Below are 20277 nucleotides of genomic sequence, written 5' to 3'. Positions count from 1 at the left end.
TTTTTATAAAAAAGAATAGGTATGTAATAATTATAAGTTCCTTTAGTTCTTTTTCTATTGAAACTTAAATAGCAGTAAATACAAAACCTATTTATTTTGGTATTTGTCTTTTAATGCGGAATACTTTTTAGAAAAGTGTACGATTATCTGTAAACGGATACTCGTAAGGTCAAAAAAAACATTTTATAAATCTATTTTTTAACTGGTAAATAGTTCTACAAAGTGTTTTTAAATATATTAGAGAAACTTCTCACAAAAGGAGGAGTTATTGTAAACTTAATTTAGAGCCCTGGTGGGATAAACTTGTCCGATTGATTACGGAACACAAGGTAGTTGAATGTAAAAACTCGTTGATTTTTTTTCTCGTGTGTAGTATCTACCATATCGTACAAAGGTACGAATTTTATAGATAATTTCAAAATAGCTACTGTAAAAGAACCTCTTACAATGCTTTGTAGATTTTTAACATAACGTAACTTAATAAAAAAGCACCTCAGATTGTTCTGAAGTGCTTTTTAATTATAACCTAATTTTTAATTACTTTTTAAAATTAGTAATCCCGTTTTCAAGCCAGTTATAGTATTCATCTACATCTGGTGTGTATGCTATAGGATCAATTATATTTGATTCATCATGATTCATTAATACATAAAATGGCTGTGAGTTTGCTTTATACTTAATGGTTTGCATTTCACTCCATTTTTGACCAATATATTTTAATTTCTTTCCTGGGTTTAACTTTGATTCTACCACCTCATCTTCTTCTAACGGTCTTTTATCATCTACATATAAAGAAATTAAGACTACTTTGTTTTTCAACACGTCTAAAACCTTTGGTTTTACCCAAACGTTCTGTTCCATTTTTCTACAATTTACACAAGCATGCCCTGTAAAATCTAACATTACTGGCTTTCCTACTTTTTTAGCATAGGCTAGTCCTTTATCATAATCATGAAACGACATAATATCATGCGGTGGCATTAAATGCGCTCCTTCTGGTAAACTCTCATGTCCATTTTCTTGATTACCTGAACTTACTACTGCTTGTTTTGTAAATCCTACTCCATAAGGTGACTCACTATAATGTTGTGGCGGTGGAAATGCACTGATTAAATTCAACGGTGCACCCCATAATCCAGGAATCATATAGATAGTAAAAGATAATACTATCAATCCTAAACTTAATCTTCCTACTGATATATGACTAATTGGACTATCGTGTGGTAATTGTATTTTCCCGAAAAGATAAAAAGCTAAGGCTCCAAAAATAGCAATCCAAATTGCAATAAATACTTCTCTTTCTAATAAGTGTAATTGCAATACCAAATCGGCATTTGATAAGAACTTAAATGCTAAGGCTAATTCTAAGAACCCTAATACTACTTTTACCGTGTTTAACCATCCTCCTGATTTTGGCAATGAATTTAACCATCCTGGGAAAGCTGCAAACAATGCAAATGGTAGTGCAATAGCTGAAGAGAACCCTAACATTCCAACAATAGGTGCTATTCCTCCTTTAGAAGCAGCTTCTACTAACAATGTTCCAACAATTGGTCCTGTACAAGAAAAAGACACAATTGCTAAGGCTAATGCCATAAAAAAGATTCCAATTAAACCTCCTCTATCAGCTTGAGAATCTACCTTAGTTGCCCACGAACTTGGCAATGTAATTTCAAAAGCACCCAAGAAAGACACTGCAAAAATTACCAAGACTAAAAAGAAAATTAAATTAAACCATACATTAGTTGATAACGCGTTTAAGGCATCGGCTCCGAAAATAAAAGATACTCCAGACCCTAATAGCACATAGATTACAACAATACATAATCCATAAATAATAGCATTCCTTATTCCTTGTGATTTACTTTTACTTTGTTTGGTAAAAAAGCTTACCGTCATCGGTATCATAGGAAATACACATGGAGTTAACAATGCTGCAAACCCTGATAAAAAAGCTATAAAGAAAATAGCCCATAAACCTTTCTTTTCCTCTTTTTTACTTTCTTTTGATGCAACTTTATCTGTTGTTTCTTTTACTTTATCTGCAGAAGCTTTAACTGCTGTAGCTTTTGTTAAATCAAACACTAAATCTACCTCTTTTGGAGGCAAGCACATCTCATCAGTACAAGCAATAAACTCTACAAAAGCATTTATTTGGGTTAAACTAGCATCAATCAGTTCTACTTCTTGTTTAAAAACTGCTTTGTGTGCAAAAGATTTAATATTCATTCCTTCATCACCAAAAAGTGTTGTAAACTTAATTTCTCCCTCTGGCTCTGTAGTATTTCCTACAATTTTAATTTTTCCTCCATCATCATCATAAGTAAAAGTTGTTGGAATAGGTCCTCCACTCGGAACTTCCTGTGCATACAAATGCCAACTTCCTTGAATTGTCGCGGTACTTACTAAGTTATACGTTGTTTCAGAAATTTTCTCTACACTCGTTTTCCATTCTATTGGATTGTGAATTTGGCTCATTGCCGAAAACCCAACAGTAAAACAAAGCAAAAATGCTAGTATTTTTTTCATCGTATTTGGGGAAAAGGATTAATTTACATTAAAAATTAGTTCTACTTCTTTTGGAGGTAAACAGTTCATTCCTGTACACACCATATACTCTACCGCTCCTTTAACAGTAAACTTCTCTGTAGTTTTTAAACGGATTCTCTGTGTAAAAGTAGCTTTAGTATCGAAATATTTAATTTTCATTTCAAAGATTGGATCGTCCACTACATGTCCTGCTTCTTCTTTAGTATTTCCTTTTTTCAAGTATTTAGTATCTCCTTCAAAAGTAAATAAGGTTGGAATTGGCCCTCCTTGTGGGATCTCTTGAGAATACAAGTGCCAATCTTTTTGAATTGTTGCAGTTGCTACTAACTCAGCTTCTTTATCGGATATCTTTTTTACAGAAGTACTCCATTTTACTGGGTCATGAACTTGAGCAAATGAAGCGCTAACAGTAACCAGTAATAGGATTAAAAATAATTTTCTCATTGTTTTTATTTAGTTGCATTATCTTCAATCTGTAAATGTAATGCCTTTATTAGCTAAAACACAAAAGATTAAAAAAAGTTTAACATTAACAAGTAGACACAAAACAAAAAAGGCTTTCAATTAAATTGAAAGCCTTTGCTTAGTAGCGGGAACTGGACTCGAACCAGTGACCTTCGGGTTATGAGCCCGACGAGCTACCTACTGCTCTATCCCGCGATTTGCGGTTGCAAATATACACCTTTTTCTTTGTACTATCCAAATAAAAAGCTAATAATCCTTACTTTGATTCTAAAGGTGGAACTACATCCTAACAAACTAAACAGAAATATCAACATTGCCTCAAAAAATATTTCGCCTAATAAAATATAATAAATGATAGTTATTACTAGATTATGCTCAAATCACAGAAGAAAAAATCAATGCTATTATCAATACAATTCAGTAAAATATAATCAAACAGGAGCAAATAGAGATGGATTTAGGATTTCTAAGACTTAAAATAAAATTCATAAGAATTGTGTTTAAGCATTAAAACATACCTACACGGATTTTTAATCACAAAAAAAAGGCTTTCAATTAAATTGAAAGCCTTTGCTTAGTAGCGGGAACTGGACTCGAACCAGTGACCTTCGGGTTATGAGCCCGACGAGCTACCTACTGCTCTATCCCGCGATTTGCGGTTGCAAATATACATTCTTTTTCTGGATCTACCCAAATAAAAAAGTATTTATTTTTCATATAAATATATTCCCCTAAATAACAAGTACATAAAAATAAATACTTCTTACATAAAACAACCTATCTTTGCACTATGACACATAAAGCAGGATTTGTAAATATTATTGGAAACCCAAATGTTGGGAAATCTACCTTGATGAATGCACTAGTTGGTGAAAAGCTATCTATTATTACCTCAAAAGCACAAACTACTAGACACCGTATTTTAGGTATTGTAAATGGAGACGATTATCAAATTATTTTTTCTGATACTCCAGGAATCATTAAACCTGCTTATGAATTGCAAGAGTCTATGATGGATTTTGTAAAATCTGCTTTTGAAGATGCTGATGTACTTATTTACATGGTAGAGGTTGGTGAAACCGCCTTAAAGAATGAAGCTTTTTTCAATAAAATCATCCACAGTAAAATTCCTGTTATTTTATTATTAAACAAAGTTGACAAATCGACTCAAGAAGAAGTTGAAGCCAAAATTGAATATTGGAAAAAGAAAGTTCCAAACTCATTTGTATATGTAATTTCTGCTCTTGAAAACTTTAATGTAGATACCGTTTTTTATAAAATTATTGAGCTTTTACCAGATTCACCTCCTTTTTATCCAAAAGATCAGTTAACTGACAAACCTGAACGTTTTTTTGTGAATGAAAAAATTCGTGAAAAAATTCTTCAACACTACAAAAAGGAGATTCCTTATTCTGTAGAAGTTGAAACTGAAAGTTTTGTTGAAGAAGATAATATTATAAAAATCCGTTCTGTTATCATGGTAGAACGTGAAACACAAAAAGGAATTATCATTGGTCATAAAGGAAGCGCCATTAAACGTGTTGGAACCGAAGCTCGTAAGGACCTTCAGCAGTTTTTTGACAAAAAGGTTTTTTTAGATTTATATGTAAAAATCAATAAAAACTGGCGTTCTAATGAACGTCAATTAAAACGATTTGGATACAAAGACTAACCTCTTTTTATTGTTCGTAACAACTGTTTGGTATACTCTTTCAATTCATCCATTTGTTTTTTTCCTGTTGATTTCCCCAGACTTCCTACTAAGTATAAAGCAACCCATACAATGGGTAAAACAACCAGCATTACTATAGGTAACATTGTTATCTTTTTTAGAGACCAATTGCTATAAGCTATAATAGCAAAAATCACAAAAGCTGTACCCACCAAAAAGTGTAAAAACATGAAAAAAGTCCACACTTGAGGTTTGGGACCAAACAATCCTTTTATATTTGATGAAGTCTCTGAAACTTCCTCTATTTCAATATGCAACTGCGGTGACCATAAATGAGATTCATTTTCTGGTACATCAATTACCACATGATTATCTACAACTTTCATTTTATATTTAGAAACGTCATTTAAATGCTTCTTTATTTCTTCTAACAAAACCTGAGAATTTATTTCATACTCTAATTGAAAACGAGGTTTTAAAAAAATCTGGTTGTATAATTTATCATCCATTAAATAAAATATTAGGTGCCAACAATATAGCAAAAACTATATACTATCTAAAAAACATTACAAATCGTATACTAAATTGTATCTTTGCACAAATTTTTTGCAAAATGAGTATTATTGCGATTGTAGGAAGACCAAATGTAGGTAAATCCACTTTATTTAACCGATTAGTAAAACGTCGTGAAGCTATTGTTGATTCTGTTAGCGGAGTTACAAGAGATCGTCACTACGGAAAATCTGAATGGAACGGAAAAGAGTTTTCTGTAATTGATACTGGTGGTTATATAGTTGGATCTGATGATATTTTTGAAGGAGAAATACGTAAACAAGTTCAGTTAGCTATTGATGAAGCTGATATTATTGTTTTTGTAGTTGATGTTGAACAAGGTATTACACCTATGGATGCTGAGGTTGCCAAAATTTTACGTCAGGTTGAAAAACCACTGTTTATGGCTGTAAATAAAGTTGACAATGCAATGCGTGATGCTGATGCTGTTGAGTTTTACAACCTTGGTTTAGGAGATTACTACACTATTTCTTCTATTAATGGAAGCGGAACAGGAGAGTTATTAGACGCTATTGCGGGAGAAATTCCTGAGCCTGAAGAAGACGAAGAAAAACAAGATGAGTTACCTCGTTTTGCTGTAGTTGGACGTCCAAATGCAGGTAAATCATCATTTATCAATGCTTTAATTGGTGAAGATAGAAATATCGTAACCAACATTGCAGGAACCACACGAGATTCAATCGATACAAAATACAATCGTTTTGGATTCGAATTCAATTTAGTTGATACAGCTGGAATTAGAAAAAAATCGAAAGTAAAAGAAGATTTAGAATTCTATTCAGTAATGCGTGCTGTACGTGCAGTTGAGCATTGTGATGTTGCAGTATTAGTTATTGATGCAACTCGTGGATTTGAAGGGCAAGATGAAAAAATATTTTGGTTGGCCGAGAAAAACAGGAAAGGAGTTGTCATTTTAGTAAACAAATGGGATTTGGTGGAAAAAGAAACCAACACTATGCGTGATTTTGAGGCTAAAGTTCGTCAGGCAATTGCTCCTTTTACAGATGTACCAATTATCTTTATTTCTGCATTAACCAAACAACGTATTTTTAAAGCTATTGAAACTGCTGTTGAAGTTTTTGAAAACAGAAAACGTCGTATTCAAACAAGTAAGTTAAACGAAACGATGTTAGAAATTATGGAGCATAACCCGCCTCCAGCCACAAAAGGTAAATTCATAAAAATAAAGTACTGTATGCAGTTACCAACGCATACACCTCAGTTTGCTTTCTTTGCTAATTTACCTCAGTATATTAGAGACCCTTACAAGCGTTATATCGAAAATCAGTTACGCGAACATTATAACTTTAATGGAGTACCTATTAGTATTTATTTCAGGCAGAAATAAGTTTAACAATATTTAACTCTTAGAAAGTAGTTTTTTCTTTTTATTTGTAGCTCTTTGAAAATCATTTTGCTATAAACAATGAAAAAACTACTTTTTATTTTTACCCTATTACTTACCAGTTCAATTTTTGCTCAATCCTATCCGTTTAAAATTACTGGTACAATTAATTCTGAAAAAGACAAAACTGCTATTGAGGCAGCAACAGTTCATTTAGAAAAAGCTAGAGACAGTTCTATTGTTACTTATACTATTTCTAACGATAAAGGAAAGTTTTCTTTAGAAGGAAAGTCTTTTAGTAAAGATGTAAAACTCTTTATTTCTTATGTTGGAATGGACAGTTACTCAAAATCAATACAGCTAGATAAAACCTCTAACCTTAATTTAGGAACAATATATTTAAAAGAAGAAAGTAACATACTTAGTGAAGTAGTTATACAATCACGAGCTCCAATTACTGTTAAAAAGGACACTTTAGAGTTTAATGTAAAGTCTTTTAAAACTAAAAAAGATGCTAATGTTGAAGATCTTTTAAAAAAACTTCCCGGTGTTGAAGTAGATGAAGATGGAAAAATTACTGTAAACGGGAAAGAAGTTAATAAGATTTTGGTTAACGGTAAACCTTTCTTTGGAAACGACCCAAGCATTACTACTAAAAACCTAACAAAAGACATTATTGAAAAAGTTCAAATAACAGATACTAAATCTAAATCAGAAGCTTTTACTGGTGAAAAAGGAGATGCAAATAACAAAACCATTAACCTTACCATAAAAAAAGAAAATAATAAAGGTTGGTTTGGTAGAGTATCTGGTGGCGCTGGAACTGACAAACGTTTTGAAGGAGCCGCCATGGTAAACCGTTTTGATAACAACCAACGATTTAGCGTATTAGCCAGTACAAACAATATCAATTCTCCAGGATTTAGCTTTGGAGAAATTCAAAAAATGTTTGGAGGTAGTAATATTTGGTTTGGCGGAGACGGCGGCTTTAGCGTTAACGGAAGGCGTTTTGGTGGTGGTAGCGGTATTATAAAGTCAAAAACCGCTGGTGCAACCTATGCTGACGAATTTGGTAAAGGTTTAGACGTAAATACCAACTACTTTTACTCTGGAAGTACTTCTAACAATGAATCAAAAAGCAATAGAGAATATACGCTTCCAGACAGGAAGTACTTTTCTAACTCAACTACTATTTCTGATGATGAAAACCACAATCATAGTTTTGACACTGATTTTGACATTGAAATAGATTCTACATTCTTAATCAACATTAAGCCCACTTTTGTATTTAACAAAAGAGAAGGAAGTAGTCGCAGACAAGAAGAATCTTTAGATAAAGACAACACACTTACTAATAGCTACGTGAGCTCTGCTTACTCTAAATCGGAAGCAAACAATTTTCAAAACAGATTAGATATTACAAAAAAACTAGGAGCAAAAGGTTCGTTTATTAAAGCCTCAATAAGTAATCGTATCGACAAAGCAGATACCGAAGAAATTAACAAGTCTACAATTGAAACTTTTGGAAGTAACCCTAGTACAGAAAATAGAGACCAAAAAAGCACTATTGAAAACAACTTAATGGGACTTACCACACGCCTAACCTATCGTTTTCCTCTTATTGCCAAAAAATTCTTTTTAGATACTAAGTATCGTTATCAACGTGATGAACGAGAAAACAAAGAAAACACCTTCGATTTTAACTCTACTACGCAGCAGTACAGTGATTTTAATACTGGATTAAGTTCTGACTTTATATACAACGATATTACTAAAACTCCCTCTGTAGAATTGGTATACAGAACTAAAAAATGGCGTTTAAATTTTGGAACTGGTTTTGTTAACAGAACCTTAGAAAACAATGATAAATTACGTCCTGAATTGAACTTAAAAAAAGAATATAATAATTTAGATTTAGATGCTAGTTTCAGATATAGATTTGACTCTAAAGCTTCTATTTACTTTGATTATCGTTTAAATAACAATGCTCCTAACATTAATCAAATACAACCTTTTTCTGATGTAACCAACCCTTCTAATATTATTACTGGTAATCCAAACCTAAAACCTACTCAAAATCACAGAGCATATATCAACTTTAACAAATTTAACTGGCAAGCCCGTACTGGTTTTTGGTTTTATTTAAGTGGTACTCTTTATCAGAATCAAGTAATAACTAATACTTCTATTGATGATGATTTAGTAAGAAACACTACCTATGAAAATACAGATGGTGGTTATGATTTTTGGGGAGGTGGTAGCTACAGTAAAAAAATAAAATTAGATTCTATTGTAAGCCTTCAACTTAGAGCTGGTACAAATGTTAGAGCTAGTAAAAATTTCAATATTTTAAATGACATCAAGGAAGGAGCTAAAACAACTTCAATAAGTCCTGTTTTTAGAGCTACTTTAGATTGGAATAAGGTCGCTTCTATTGAAGGAAACTATAATATTTCCTTTTCAAATACCAAGTACGATATAAACACTAATCAAAATCAAAATTTCACTAGACATTCTGTTAATATAAGAACCAAAACTACTGTTCCTAAAAAATTAGAATGGAGAAATGATATTCGCTATACATACAATCCTAACGTAATTGGGTTTAATAAATCAGCTTGGTTTTGGAATGCTACTCTTGCCTACTCTATCTTAAAAGATCAAGGTACTATTAGCTTAAAAGCTTATGATTTATTGAATCAAAACACCAACGCACAACGTAGAGCCACTTCAAACTATATAGAAGATTCTGAAAGCACCGTATTACAACAATATTTTATGCTAGGGTTTAGTTGGAAATTTAATAGCTTAGGTAAAAAAGGGAAAATAAAAAATTACGATTTTCATTTTTAAATCTCCCTTCAAAAAAACATAAAACTCTTATCAAAAACTGGTAAGAGTTTTTATTTTTTAACCCCATACCTAAGCATTATATTTAACATATAATTTAACTTTTCACCCCATTTATATCGTTCCCTTTTTTTGTTAATTTATCCCAATACATACTTATTTAAATTAAAAAATTAGCTATACAATGCCCAAATACAATTTATACAAATTAACAGCAATAATTCTATTCTTCATATCTTGCTCTAAGTCAGAAGACAATCAACTACCTCTTTCTACGCAACTAACTGTAAAAATTAGTTCAACTAATCCGTTAAACAGCAAAATAGAATGGACTAATACTGGTAATTTACAAAACAAAACCACCTATTACGACCTTTACTTAGGCGATGAATTAATCGCTGAACATATTGACGGGAACACTTTCGAGTTTGAAGAACTTAAAGGCTTAACTGAATACCAAGGTAAAGTAATCGCCAAAGACATAAATAACAAAACTATTACTTCTACTGAATACAAGTTTTTTACTGATAAAAAACAATTTGAAGGTAATGTAGAGTTAAAAAGTCAAGAAGATATTGACAGTTTTACCTCAAAAGGATACAATATTATTAATGGAAACTTAATTATAAATGGAGAAACTTCCAACATAACAACCCTTTTTAGTTTTACCGACCTTAATCAAATAAATGGTGATTTGTTTGTTGTAAACACCACACTTGAAAACTTAAACGGTTTGGAAAATACAACATTAGCTTCTCCTGATGCAAGACTTGTTATTATTAACAATGATGAGTTAACAAATATTGAAGCTGTACCTAATGTTACTAGTGTAAGTTCTCTTCGTATTTTAGGTAATAATTTATTACAAAGTTTAAACGGGCTTCATAACTTAAAAACTATTCAACAAGAATTATCAATTGGCTTAAACCCTGCAATAACCAATTTAAATACGTTACAGAACTTAAGTTTTGCACATAAAATAAACATTACGGGAAATGACGCTTTAGAAAATTTACATGGGCTAGAACAAATAAAAGATATAAACACTATTGTAATTAAAAATAATACTTCCTTAAAAACTATGGAAGGTTTACAAAACTTAACATCTTGTGAACTATATTTTACTATTGAAAATAATGGTCAACTTCATAGTTTAAAAGGCTTGTCTAAATTAACAAGTACAGGTGCTATTAAAATTATAAACAATGCTTCATTAAATAACATTTCTGATTTATCAAACTTAAAATCTGTGAGCTATTTAATAGAAATAAAAAACAACATCAAGTTAATTTCTCTTGATGGTATTCAAAACGTAGTTTATGATAACAGCTTAACAGGAAAGAAGCTTTATATTCAAAATAATCCTGAAATTACAACCTTGGAAGCTATTTCTAATTACACCTTTGAACGTGGAGTTATTAATATTTCAAACAATAGTAAACTCGATAACTTCTGTGGATTAAAAAAGTTACTAACCGAAATTACCCACAAAGAATTTGATGAAAACAACTTTATTTACAACAATGCGTATAATCCTAGCTCAGAAGATATTTTAAACAAAAAATGCTCTTCCTCTCGTTTTTAGGTTTAACTAAACACGCAAACAACCGTAACAATTAGTAGTACACTCAATCGTTTCTATTTTAAACATTTTTTATGGAAACGATTGTTAAAAATTAAAAAACAGTGACTTTAAAAGCTACTGTTTTTTGAAAGGGAATGGTAATAAAGACGACTACATGCTTACAATTTTGTAAATTTGTATAGACTCATTTTTTCATTCTATGAACATAAGACGAACAAAAGACATTCAAAATATAGAGCTCCCTTTTAAACTTAAAATAAGTTTTGAAAAAATTGTTGCTTTATTTCAAAAGTATGCAGCTAAAGAGCATGAGAGACATCCATATCATGAGTCTTCTAAAAATATAGTTAGAGAAGCAAAAAAAGCTCCTGAGTTAATAGATGGTTTTTCTGATGAATCTATATTAGAAAAACATAAGGATACTATTGAGTTGTTGCTAGAACCTTTATTTCCTGAGTTATTATTAGAGAATGAAATTAAAGCAGTTAGTATTCCATTTACTTTTACTTCTTTTAAGTTCACAAATCGGTTTGAAAAAATTTTACAAAATGCTGGAGATGACTACGAATTAAAAGTTCGTCATTTTGAAAATGATTTAATGTATAAATATGCTTGTAGTATCATATTAACTGATGTCTATAACTACTCTATCGACATAAAACGTCCCTTTTATTTTGATATTCCTGATAAAACAACCAACACAGTAAAAAAATATCGTGCAGCTTTTAATGCTGACTTCATGGAGATTTATCCAACCGAAAATGCTCCGAAAATAACTGAAGAAGATATTAAGTTTTTACTTGATAACTTTGATGATATTGACATTTGGAAAGAAAAATTCCCTCCTGAATCCTATATCTTTAAGGGGTTTGGAATAATGAATCTATTTGATGTTACAACCGATGAAATTATTTCAGAAATAAGAACCAGTCTTATAAAAAAAGATGATGACTTAGTTAGTACATTACAAGGAATATTCCGTAGATTTTTTGGCATAAATGACTTATCCCTAGGGTTTTCCATTTTCGAAACCGATTCTAACAACTTTTCTTCTTCACATATAAATAAAGAAGAAAGCCTTGTTTTAAACTATGAGAAAGATGTTTCTTGTGATTGTATTTTTTGTAATTATATTTTAGAAAAACTTTTTATAAACAACGAAACTCTTGCTATTTCTGATGTAGAAAAATACGGTAAACAAACCGAAAACAAGAATTTTTACGAACGTTTAAAAAACAAAAATATTGGTAGTATTATTTTAGTTCCAATACAAGCTTCAACCAATAATAGCTTAGCAATTATTGAGTTTGCTTCACCAAGACCTTTTGAACTAAACTCTATCAATCAAAACAAACTACAAGACTTAATTCCGCTGTTTAAAATAGCAGTTGATCGTTTCTCAGAAGAACATCAAAACATACTTGAAGCTACAATTCAGGAAAACTATACCTCAATTCACCCAACTGTAAAATGGCGTTTTTATGAGGCTGCTGAAAGATTCCATAGAGAATCATATGAAGCAAAGGAAAAAGTTAAAATTGAAGATATTATTTTTCCAGACGTACACCCTTTATATGGTCAATCTGACATTAAGGGTTCATCTATTGCTAGAAATAAGGCTATTAAAGAAGATTTAACTACTCAACTTTCTTTGGCTATTTCTGTCTTATTAGAAGCTTGTAAAATTGAAAGTCTTCCTATTTATAAAGAATTACGATTTAGGGTTGAAGAATATTTATCTGAAGTAAAAAAAGGATTGAAAGCTGGTGATGAAATAGCCATTTTAGACTTTTTGAAACGCGAAATCTACCCTGTATTTAATCATATAAAAATGGTTAATAACGATTTAAGCTCCTTGGTAGAATCTTATATTAATCGTTTAGATCCTAACTTACAAGTAGTATACGAAAAGCGAAAAGCCTATGAAGACAGTGTTACTTTACTAAATGATAAGTTGGCTTCTTTTATTGACGCTAGACAAGCAGAAGCACAACAAATGTTCCCTCATTATTTCGAACGTTATAAAACCGATGGTGTTGAGTATAACATGTATATAGGGCAGTCATTAACTAAAGAAAAAAAATATGACGACCTATACTTGTACAACCTTAGATTATGGCAATTACAAGTAATGTGTGAAATGGAAAACATAGCCTTAAAAGCTACTGAAAAAATGGAACACAAACTTAGAGTAGCTTCTCTAATTTTAGTCCACAGTAATCCATTGGCTATAAAATTTAGAATGGATGAAAAGCAATTTGACGTTGATGGTGCCTATAATATTAGATACGAAATAATAAAAAAACGTATTGACAAAGCTCATATAAAAGGAACAGAAGAACGACTAACTGTTCCTGGTAAAATAGCAATTGTATACTCCCAAGAAAAAGATGCAGAAGAATATTACAAATACATCAAATACTTGCAATCTAAAAAACTCTTGGGTAGTGTAGAAAAATTAGATATAGAGGATTTACAAGGTGTTTCTGGGTTAAAAGCATTACGTGTAGAAGTTATCTACAATAAAAATTATGATACTCAAAAAACAATGACTATCGATGAACTAATTCAAGAGTTCAAATAATAATTATTACAATAACACTGAAACTACCTCTCCTACTTTCGAGGCTTGTTCTTGCATATAAAATGCAATTGCAAACGATATTACACTTACTAAAATACCAATCATAAAAACGGTATAAGTAATTCGTAATATCTTATATTTTCTATTTAAAACCAATCCTAAGAAATATAAATCTTTGGTAAGAGAACCGTACAAATAATCACGGTCTTTCATCATTTCGCTCATAGCCCAATCAAAATCTGGCAACTTCATTTGATGAAAGTTTCCAAAGAATAAAAGGTTTACTTTTTTGTTAGCTACATCTTCTTTAGTAAATTTTCCTTCTGTAACATTGGGTCTTGTTGCTAAAACTGACAATACTATTGATATTACTGTGAAAAACACAAAAACTATGGTAGGTGTTATTAAATAATGATTTGACGGATTATCTAATTTTGGGATTAACGTCGATAATGTCATCGAAATAATAATTGCATTTACAGATAGTAAAATATTTGCCTTTGTATCGGCAATATCACTTAACGTAATATGATTACGAAGTGCCACACGAAACATAGTTTCAATACCTCGCTCTGGTAACTCAATCTTATTTTTTTTATACGCTAACTCCTCTTTTTTCTGCTTCAACTTAGCTTCTTCTTGTGTCTGCTTTTGTTTCCTTTTTAAAAGCTGAGCTATGTTTTTACTCTTTTGCTTCTCCCAAAGTTTAGAAGCTTTACTAGTGTAAAAACGGTGCTTTGTTAAAAATTCAAGATTAGAATCATCCCATTCAACCGTTTTTATTTTTTTATCACATACCAACTCTCTTTCCTTTCGCAGTAACTCATTAAAATCACTGTAGTTTTTACTTCCAACATGAGAACAATCAGCATCTCTCAAAACTTTTTCTAATTCAGTTACAGGTTTAGTTCCCATTTTCGTTGAAGTTATCAACTTAGAAACTTCGTCTATAACACTATTTGATGCTTCTTTACCTTGTAAAAAGTCTGTTGCTATTTTTATACTTTCCTCTTCATGATTTTCAGGGTTAACCGTATATCCAACATCATGAAACCATGCTGCTAGTGTTAAAACTTGTTGCTGTTCTTCTGAAAAATTTTCTCCTTCAATTAACTCAAGTGATTTTTCAACCACTCGTTGAGTGTGAGCTATATTGTGATATACAAAGTTTTTATCTAATTTCTCACTTAGCAAATCAATTACAAACTGCTCTGTTTCTTGTATCAAACTATTCATGAAAAAGGTTTTTGCTAAAATAATAAATTATTAACCAGTATTAATTTTTAATAAAGTGATAAAAAAGCGTATTTTTAAAAGAGTTTTTTTACACAAAATGACACACGAACTTAAAGAAATAATACAACAAGCTACTATAAATCAACAACAAGGTATACAAAATGTATTAGCAACAGTTGTAGATTTAGACGGCTCTTCTTACAGAAAACCAGGAGTTAGAATGTTACTATCTTCAGACGGAAAAATAATTGGAGCCATTAGCGGAGGCTGTGTTGAAAAAGAAGTACAACGTAGAGCACAATCGGTTTTTGAAAACAACAAACCTAAAGTAATAACCTATGACGGTCGTTATCGTTTAGGTTGCGAGGGAATATTATATGTTCTTTTAGAACCTTTTTACCTTTCAACTGAATTTATTCGTGCTTTCTCAGAAAACAATATTCAAAGAAAATCGTATAACATCACATCTTATTTTCAAAAAGAAGATGAATCTTATGGTAATTTTGGCTCTGTAATTAAGTTTAACAATCAACAAACCTATTCTTTTAATAAAGAGTTTTATCCTGAAAAAACAGACCATTTAACTAGCTTCAAACAAACTTTACAACCTTTATTTCGTTTACTTATTATTGGCGGAGAACACGACGCAGTAAAACTTTGCACTCAAGCCACTCAGTTAGGCTGGGAAGTTGATGTTGTTACTTCCATTAAGGATCCAAAAGAACTATCTGATTTTCCTGGAGCTAAATCGGTAGTTGCACAAACTCCAGAAGTAATTCAACTTTCTCAAGTAAATAACAACACTGCTGTTGTTATTATGAATCATAATTTTACATACGATTTACGTTGGTTGATTAAGCTACAAGAACAGAATCCTGTTTACATTGGTATTTTAGGAGCAGCCAAAAGACGAGAAAAGTTATTCAATGAGCTATTTGAATTTTCTCCAAATGTTTCTGATGAATTTTTGGATAAAATTCACACTCCTTCTGGATTAAATATTGGAGCAGAAACCCCAGAAGAAATTGCTTTATCAATCTTAGCAGAAATATTATCGGTAATTCGTAACAAGGAAGTATTTTCTCTAAAAAAGATTACTGGACGAATCCACAATTAATACAATGCAAAAAACTGCGATTCTTATATTGGCTGCAGGCAGTGCTTCCCGAATGGGAAAGATAAAACAATTACTTCCTTACAAAAATACTACGTTACTAGAATGGGCTATTGAACAAGCTCTAAAATCGACAGTAAAAGATGTGTTTTGTGTATTGGGAGCTAATAAAGATGAGATTGAAAAGCAACTTACAACAAAAACTATTGAAGTCATTTACAACCCTAATTATAAAGACGGATTAAGTACTAGCATTGTAGAAGGAATTAATCTTTTACAAAAGCACTGCTTTGACAATACTTTAATAATGTTAGCAGATCAGCCTCATGTTACCTCTGAATATTTGAACTCTATAATTGAAACTTCAAAAAACAATCCTTCTAACATAATTGCTTCTAGTTACCAAGGTAGTGTTGGAGTTCCTGCTCTTTTTCCGAAGAAATATTTTAATGATTTATTAAACCTAAAAGGAGATAAAGGAGCTAAGAATTTTCTGCTACAACACAACAACAATGTTATTAAAGTAAACTCCTCTCAAAACTTACTAGATATTGATACTCCTGAAGATTATCAGCATTTACTAAAGCAATAGTTTTAGCTTAAAAAGCCTTATTTTTACACAACCAAAAAACTAAACATGAACTTAACCAAGTTTTGCATGTATCTAGCTATAATTACCATAGTTAGTGCTTGTGCATCCTATAAAGCTAAGTACGCAGATAAAGCCTCTCCAAAAACAATTCAAACAGATAAAGAATTAATGCATTCTTTTTATTTAATTGGAGATGCCGGTAATGCCGAAATGGGGCAAACTACCCCTACACTAACCTACTTTCAAAAAGAGTTGGCCAAAGCTACTAAAAATGCTACTACCCTATTTTTAGGAGACAATATATATCCATACGGAATACCAAGTAAAAAACATAAAGATAGAGCCTTAGCTGAACATCGCTTACAAACACAAATTGATGCTTTGCAGGACTTTAAAGGAAAAACAATTTTCATTCCTGGAAATCATGATTGGTATAATGGTGTTGATGGTTTAAAACGTCAAGAAAAAATGGTTGAAAAAGCGTTAGGTAAAGACTCTTTTCTGCCTGAAGGAGGTTGTGGATTAGACAAAGTAAAAATTAATGACGAATTAACGTTAATTCTTATTGATAGTCGTTGGTTTATTATGGATTGGGATAAAGAGCCTAAAATGAATGATAATTGTGATATTAAAACACGTGAACGTTTCATTCAAGAGCTCTCTAGTTTATTTAAGAAAAATAGATATAAAAATGTAGTAGTTGCTGTACATCACCCATTGTACAGTAACGGACCACATGGAGGAAGCTTCTCTGTAAAAGACCACATGAAGCCTACACCAATTTTAGGTACGTTGAAAAATGCACTACGCTCTCATGCAGGAATTCAAACTGATATTTTCAATAAAAACTACAGTGATTTTATTAATCAAATACAAGCAGTATCTGATGATTTCACAGATAATGTTGTATTCGTTTCTGGTCACGATCACAACTTACAATACATAGAACAAGACGGATTCAAACAAGTAATTAGCGGTTCGGGCTCAAAACAATCAGCTGCTTTAATTGGTTATGGAGCACAATTTACCTACGGTAATCACGGGTATGCTAAATTGAACTACTACAAAGATGGTTCAGCTATTATTGAGTATTATGCCGCCAACACCAAAGACGGTCACAAACTTCTGTTTAGCAAAGAAATTATAAAACCAAGACAAACAAAAACCTATTCAAACTTTCCTGAATACGAAGAGCATAAGAAATTTGTAGAAACCTCAATTTACCCTCCAGAAGCTACAAGCCTTAGTGGTTTTCATAAATTTATGTGGGGAGATTTAAACAGAGACAAGTACGGAAAAACAGTTAAAGTTCCTGTACTAGAATTAGAAAATGTCTATGGAGGTTTAACTCCTATCAGAAGAGGTGGTGGTAATCAAACAAATTCGTTACGATTGGAAAACCCTGAAGGAAAACAGTATGTATTACGCTCAATGGTTAAAGACGGGAGTCGTATTATGGGTGGTATTTTAAAAGGTACTTTTTTGGTTGATGTAGTTCAAGATATTTTTACCATGTCGCACCCATACGCAGCTTTTGTACTTCCTGATATGGCAGAAGCTGTAAACATTTACCACACCAACCCAAAACTATATTACATGCCTAAACAACCTGCTTTAGGGAAGCATAATGATATTTTTGGAGGGCAATTATACCTATTAGAAGAACGACCTGCTGGCGACCGAAGTGAATTAGACAACTTTGGAAATTCAGATGATATTATTAGCACATTTGATGTGTTAGAAAAAATTAGAAAAAACGGAAAACACTCTATTGATCAAGAATGGGTGGTTCGTTCGCGTTTGTTTGATATGGTAATTGGTGATTGGGATAGGCATGAAGACCAATGGCGTTGGGCTACTTTTAAAACTGAAGATGGTAAAAAGTATTATCGTCCTATTCCTAGAGATAGAGATCAACCGTTTTCTAAGTTTGATGGAGTTATGATTCCACTATTTCAGCAATTTGCTCCCTTAGTAAAGAACATGCAAACTTTTGATAATGACATCAAAAACATGAAGTGGTATAACAATTACGCTCGTTTCTTTGATGCTGCCTTTTTAAATCAATTAACACTTGATGATTGGAATAAACAAGCTGAATATATTCAACAACATTTAACCGATGAAGTAATTGAAAAATCAATTCAACAATTACCAAAAGTTATTTATGATATTGATGGAAAAGAGACCATTGCTAAAATAAAAGCTCGAAGAGATAAATTAAAAGAAATTGTAAAACGTTATTATACCAAACTAAACAAAGTTGTACATGTAGTTGGTACAGATAAAGACGATAAATTCATTATTAAACGTTTAAATGATGAGGAAACTAGCGTTACTGTTTTTAGAAAAGAAAATGAGATTTATAACCGTATTTTTAAAACAAAAGAAACTAAAGAAATACAAATTTATGGTTTAAATGGAGATGATGAGTTTTTAATTTCTGGTGATGTGCACGATGGAATTTTACTACGAATTATAGGTGGTCAAAATCACGATGTGTATACCGATAATTCATCCGTTGCAGGTTGGGGAAAGAAAACTAAAATCTATGATTTTAAATCAAAGAAAAATACGATAAATCCAAGTTCTGAAACTGCAGATTTACGTTCTGATAGTTATTTTAAAAATACCTATGACGCGCACGACATTAACAACAATACAACTATTGTTTTTCCTAGCTTAGGTAGCAACCCAGATGATGGCTTCTTTTTTGGTGCTTCGGTAACCTACACGCAACAAGGATTCAAAAAACGTCCTTTTGCAAGTCAACATATTTTAGCGGCAAACTATTACTCTGCTACTGGAGGATACGATTTAGAGTACAATGGTGAATTTACTGAGCTAATTGGCAATTGGAGCTTACATTTGCGTGCTAAAGCTACTAGCGATAATTATTCCTTTAATTTCTTTGGGTGGGGTAACGAAAGTATTTATGATCAAAGTTTTGATTTAGATTATTACCGTGTTAGAAAAGAAGAAATTAGTTTTTCTCCTTCGTTATTAAAACGATTACGTGGAGGAAGTATCTTTAAAATTTCAGGAATTGTTGAAGCTATTGAAGTGGAAGATACTCCAAATCGATTTATCAATAATTTTGACAATCAACCTACTGCTATTTTTGACACTAATTATTTTTGGGGAGGTGAATTAAACTTTAATCACAACCGAGTAGATAATAGTAGTTTTCCTTCCAAAGGTATGAACTTTGATTTAGCTGTTGGGGCTAAAGCCAACTTAGACGATTTCGACAGACGTTTTGGTTACATTAAAAGTTCTTTGGCTATGTATCAAAACCTAGTATTCAACCGTTCATTAGTTTTTGCTTCTGAAGTTGGAACTCAAATTAATGTAGGAAATCGTTTTGAAGTTTACCAAGCAGCTACTTTAGGTGGTGAACGTAGTTTACGTGGATTTAATAGAGAACGTTTTTCTGGAACCGAAAGTTTTTATCATAGTAACGATTTACGTTTACGTTTTGGACGCATTCGTACAGGAATTATCCCTATAAAAGTTGGTGTTACTGGTGGTTTTGATTACGGTCGTGTATGGTCTCCGTACTCTCCAAATTCAAAGAAATGGCACACTAGTTATGGTGGTTCTTTTTGGCTAAGCGGAATTGACTTATTCACTGCAAATATTTCATACTTTAAAGGAAATTCACAAGAGGACAGAGTAGCTTTTAGTATTGGTTTTTCTTTTTAATTCTTA

At 31.7% G+C, this 20277-nt stretch carries 11 protein-coding genes, 2 tRNA genes and 1 pseudogene; 8 read left to right on the top strand and 6 right to left on the bottom strand.

Annotation, left to right across the window (positions count from 1 at the left end; all coding sequences use genetic code 11):
• Positions 1 to 537: 537 nt before the first annotated feature.
• The 4 genes from ACKTTR_RS02460 to ACKTTR_RS02445 all read right to left on the bottom strand — a co-directional run bounded on the left by ACKTTR_RS02460 (position 538) and on the right by ACKTTR_RS02445 (position 3666).
• Positions 538 to 2529 carry a protein-disulfide reductase DsbD family protein gene (locus ACKTTR_RS02460; RefSeq protein ID WP_408026365.1) on the bottom strand — a complete coding sequence of 664 codons (1992 nt, stop codon included), beginning with the start codon at positions 2527 to 2529 and terminating at the stop codon, positions 538 to 540.
• Between the two features lie 18 nt (positions 2530 to 2547).
• A complete protein-coding gene (locus ACKTTR_RS02455) occupies positions 2548 to 2994 on the bottom strand; it encodes a protein-disulfide reductase DsbD domain-containing protein (RefSeq protein ID WP_408026364.1) in 447 nt (148 codons plus the stop codon).
• A 143-nt stretch (positions 2995 to 3137) separates the two neighbouring features.
• A tRNA-Met gene (locus ACKTTR_RS02450) sits at positions 3138 to 3210 on the bottom strand.
• A 383-nt stretch (positions 3211 to 3593) separates the two neighbouring features.
• Positions 3594 to 3666: transfer RNA gene (locus ACKTTR_RS02445), tRNA-Met, on the bottom strand.
• Between the two features lie 130 nt (positions 3667 to 3796).
• On the opposite strand from ACKTTR_RS02445, the pseudogene era reads away from it, so the two are divergent.
• Positions 3797 to 4687: pseudogene (gene era, locus ACKTTR_RS02440) on the top strand (GTPase Era); the annotation flags it as partial.
• Here the strand turns inward: era and ACKTTR_RS02435 are convergent.
• Positions 4684 to 5196: a GTP-binding protein gene (locus tag ACKTTR_RS02435; RefSeq protein WP_408026363.1), complete on the bottom strand. Its 513-nt coding sequence runs from the start codon at positions 5194 to 5196 to the stop codon at positions 4684 to 4686. The pseudogene era and the gene ACKTTR_RS02435 overlap by 4 nt on opposite strands.
• Before the next feature lie 104 nt (positions 5197 to 5300).
• Between ACKTTR_RS02435 and der the strand changes: the two genes are divergently transcribed.
• The 4 genes from der to ACKTTR_RS02415 all read left to right on the top strand — a co-directional run bounded on the left by der (position 5301) and on the right by ACKTTR_RS02415 (position 13624).
• Positions 5301 to 6608 carry a ribosome biogenesis GTPase Der gene (gene der, locus ACKTTR_RS02430; protein WP_408026362.1) on the top strand — a complete coding sequence of 436 codons (1308 nt, stop codon included), beginning with the start codon at positions 5301 to 5303 and terminating at the stop codon, positions 6606 to 6608.
• A gap of 78 nt (positions 6609 to 6686) precedes the next feature.
• Positions 6687 to 9458, top strand: a complete 2772-nt coding sequence (locus ACKTTR_RS02425) for an outer membrane beta-barrel protein (protein ID WP_408026361.1) — start codon at positions 6687 to 6689, stop codon at positions 9456 to 9458.
• Between the two features lie 181 nt (positions 9459 to 9639).
• Positions 9640 to 11040, top strand: coding sequence for a hypothetical protein (locus tag ACKTTR_RS02420; RefSeq protein WP_408026360.1), 1401 nt, complete (start codon positions 9640 to 9642; stop codon positions 11038 to 11040).
• A gap of 199 nt (positions 11041 to 11239) precedes the next feature.
• The gene (locus tag ACKTTR_RS02415; RefSeq protein WP_408026359.1) at positions 11240 to 13624 is read left to right on the top strand and encodes a GAF domain-containing protein; all 2385 of its coding nucleotides are present in this window, start codon (positions 11240 to 11242) and stop codon (positions 13622 to 13624) included.
• Between the two features lie 6 nt (positions 13625 to 13630).
• Here ACKTTR_RS02415 and ACKTTR_RS02410 read toward each other — a convergent pair whose 3' ends face one another.
• Entirely contained in the window at positions 13631 to 14860 is a 1230-nt protein-coding gene (locus ACKTTR_RS02410; protein ID WP_408026358.1) for a Pycsar system effector family protein, read from the bottom strand.
• 97 nt (positions 14861 to 14957) lie between these two features.
• On the opposite strand from ACKTTR_RS02410, the gene ACKTTR_RS02405 reads away from it, so the two are divergent.
• The 3 genes from ACKTTR_RS02405 (at position 14958) to ACKTTR_RS02395 (ending at position 20271) form a co-directional block, all read left to right on the top strand.
• Positions 14958 to 15977 (top strand): XdhC family protein, encoded by a 1020-nt coding sequence (locus ACKTTR_RS02405; protein ID WP_408026357.1) that lies wholly within the window; start codon positions 14958 to 14960, stop codon positions 15975 to 15977.
• A 4-nt stretch (positions 15978 to 15981) separates the two neighbouring features.
• On the top strand, positions 15982 to 16566 hold the full coding sequence (locus tag ACKTTR_RS02400; RefSeq protein ID WP_408026356.1) for a nucleotidyltransferase family protein: 585 nt from the start codon (positions 15982 to 15984) through the stop codon (positions 16564 to 16566).
• Positions 16567 to 16632: 66 nt separating this feature from the next.
• The gene (locus tag ACKTTR_RS02395) at positions 16633 to 20271 is read left to right on the top strand and encodes a ShlB/FhaC/HecB family hemolysin secretion/activation protein (RefSeq protein WP_408026355.1); all 3639 of its coding nucleotides are present in this window, start codon (positions 16633 to 16635) and stop codon (positions 20269 to 20271) included.
• Positions 20272 to 20277 lie beyond the last annotated feature (6 nt).

This window comes from Tenacibaculum litoreum (genome assembly GCF_964513915.1).
Classification (GTDB): Bacteria; Bacteroidota; Bacteroidia; order Flavobacteriales; family Flavobacteriaceae; genus Polaribacter; species Polaribacter litoreum.
The sequence above is the reverse complement of the archived record's forward strand: the minus strand, read 5'-3'. Positions and strand labels throughout refer to the sequence as shown.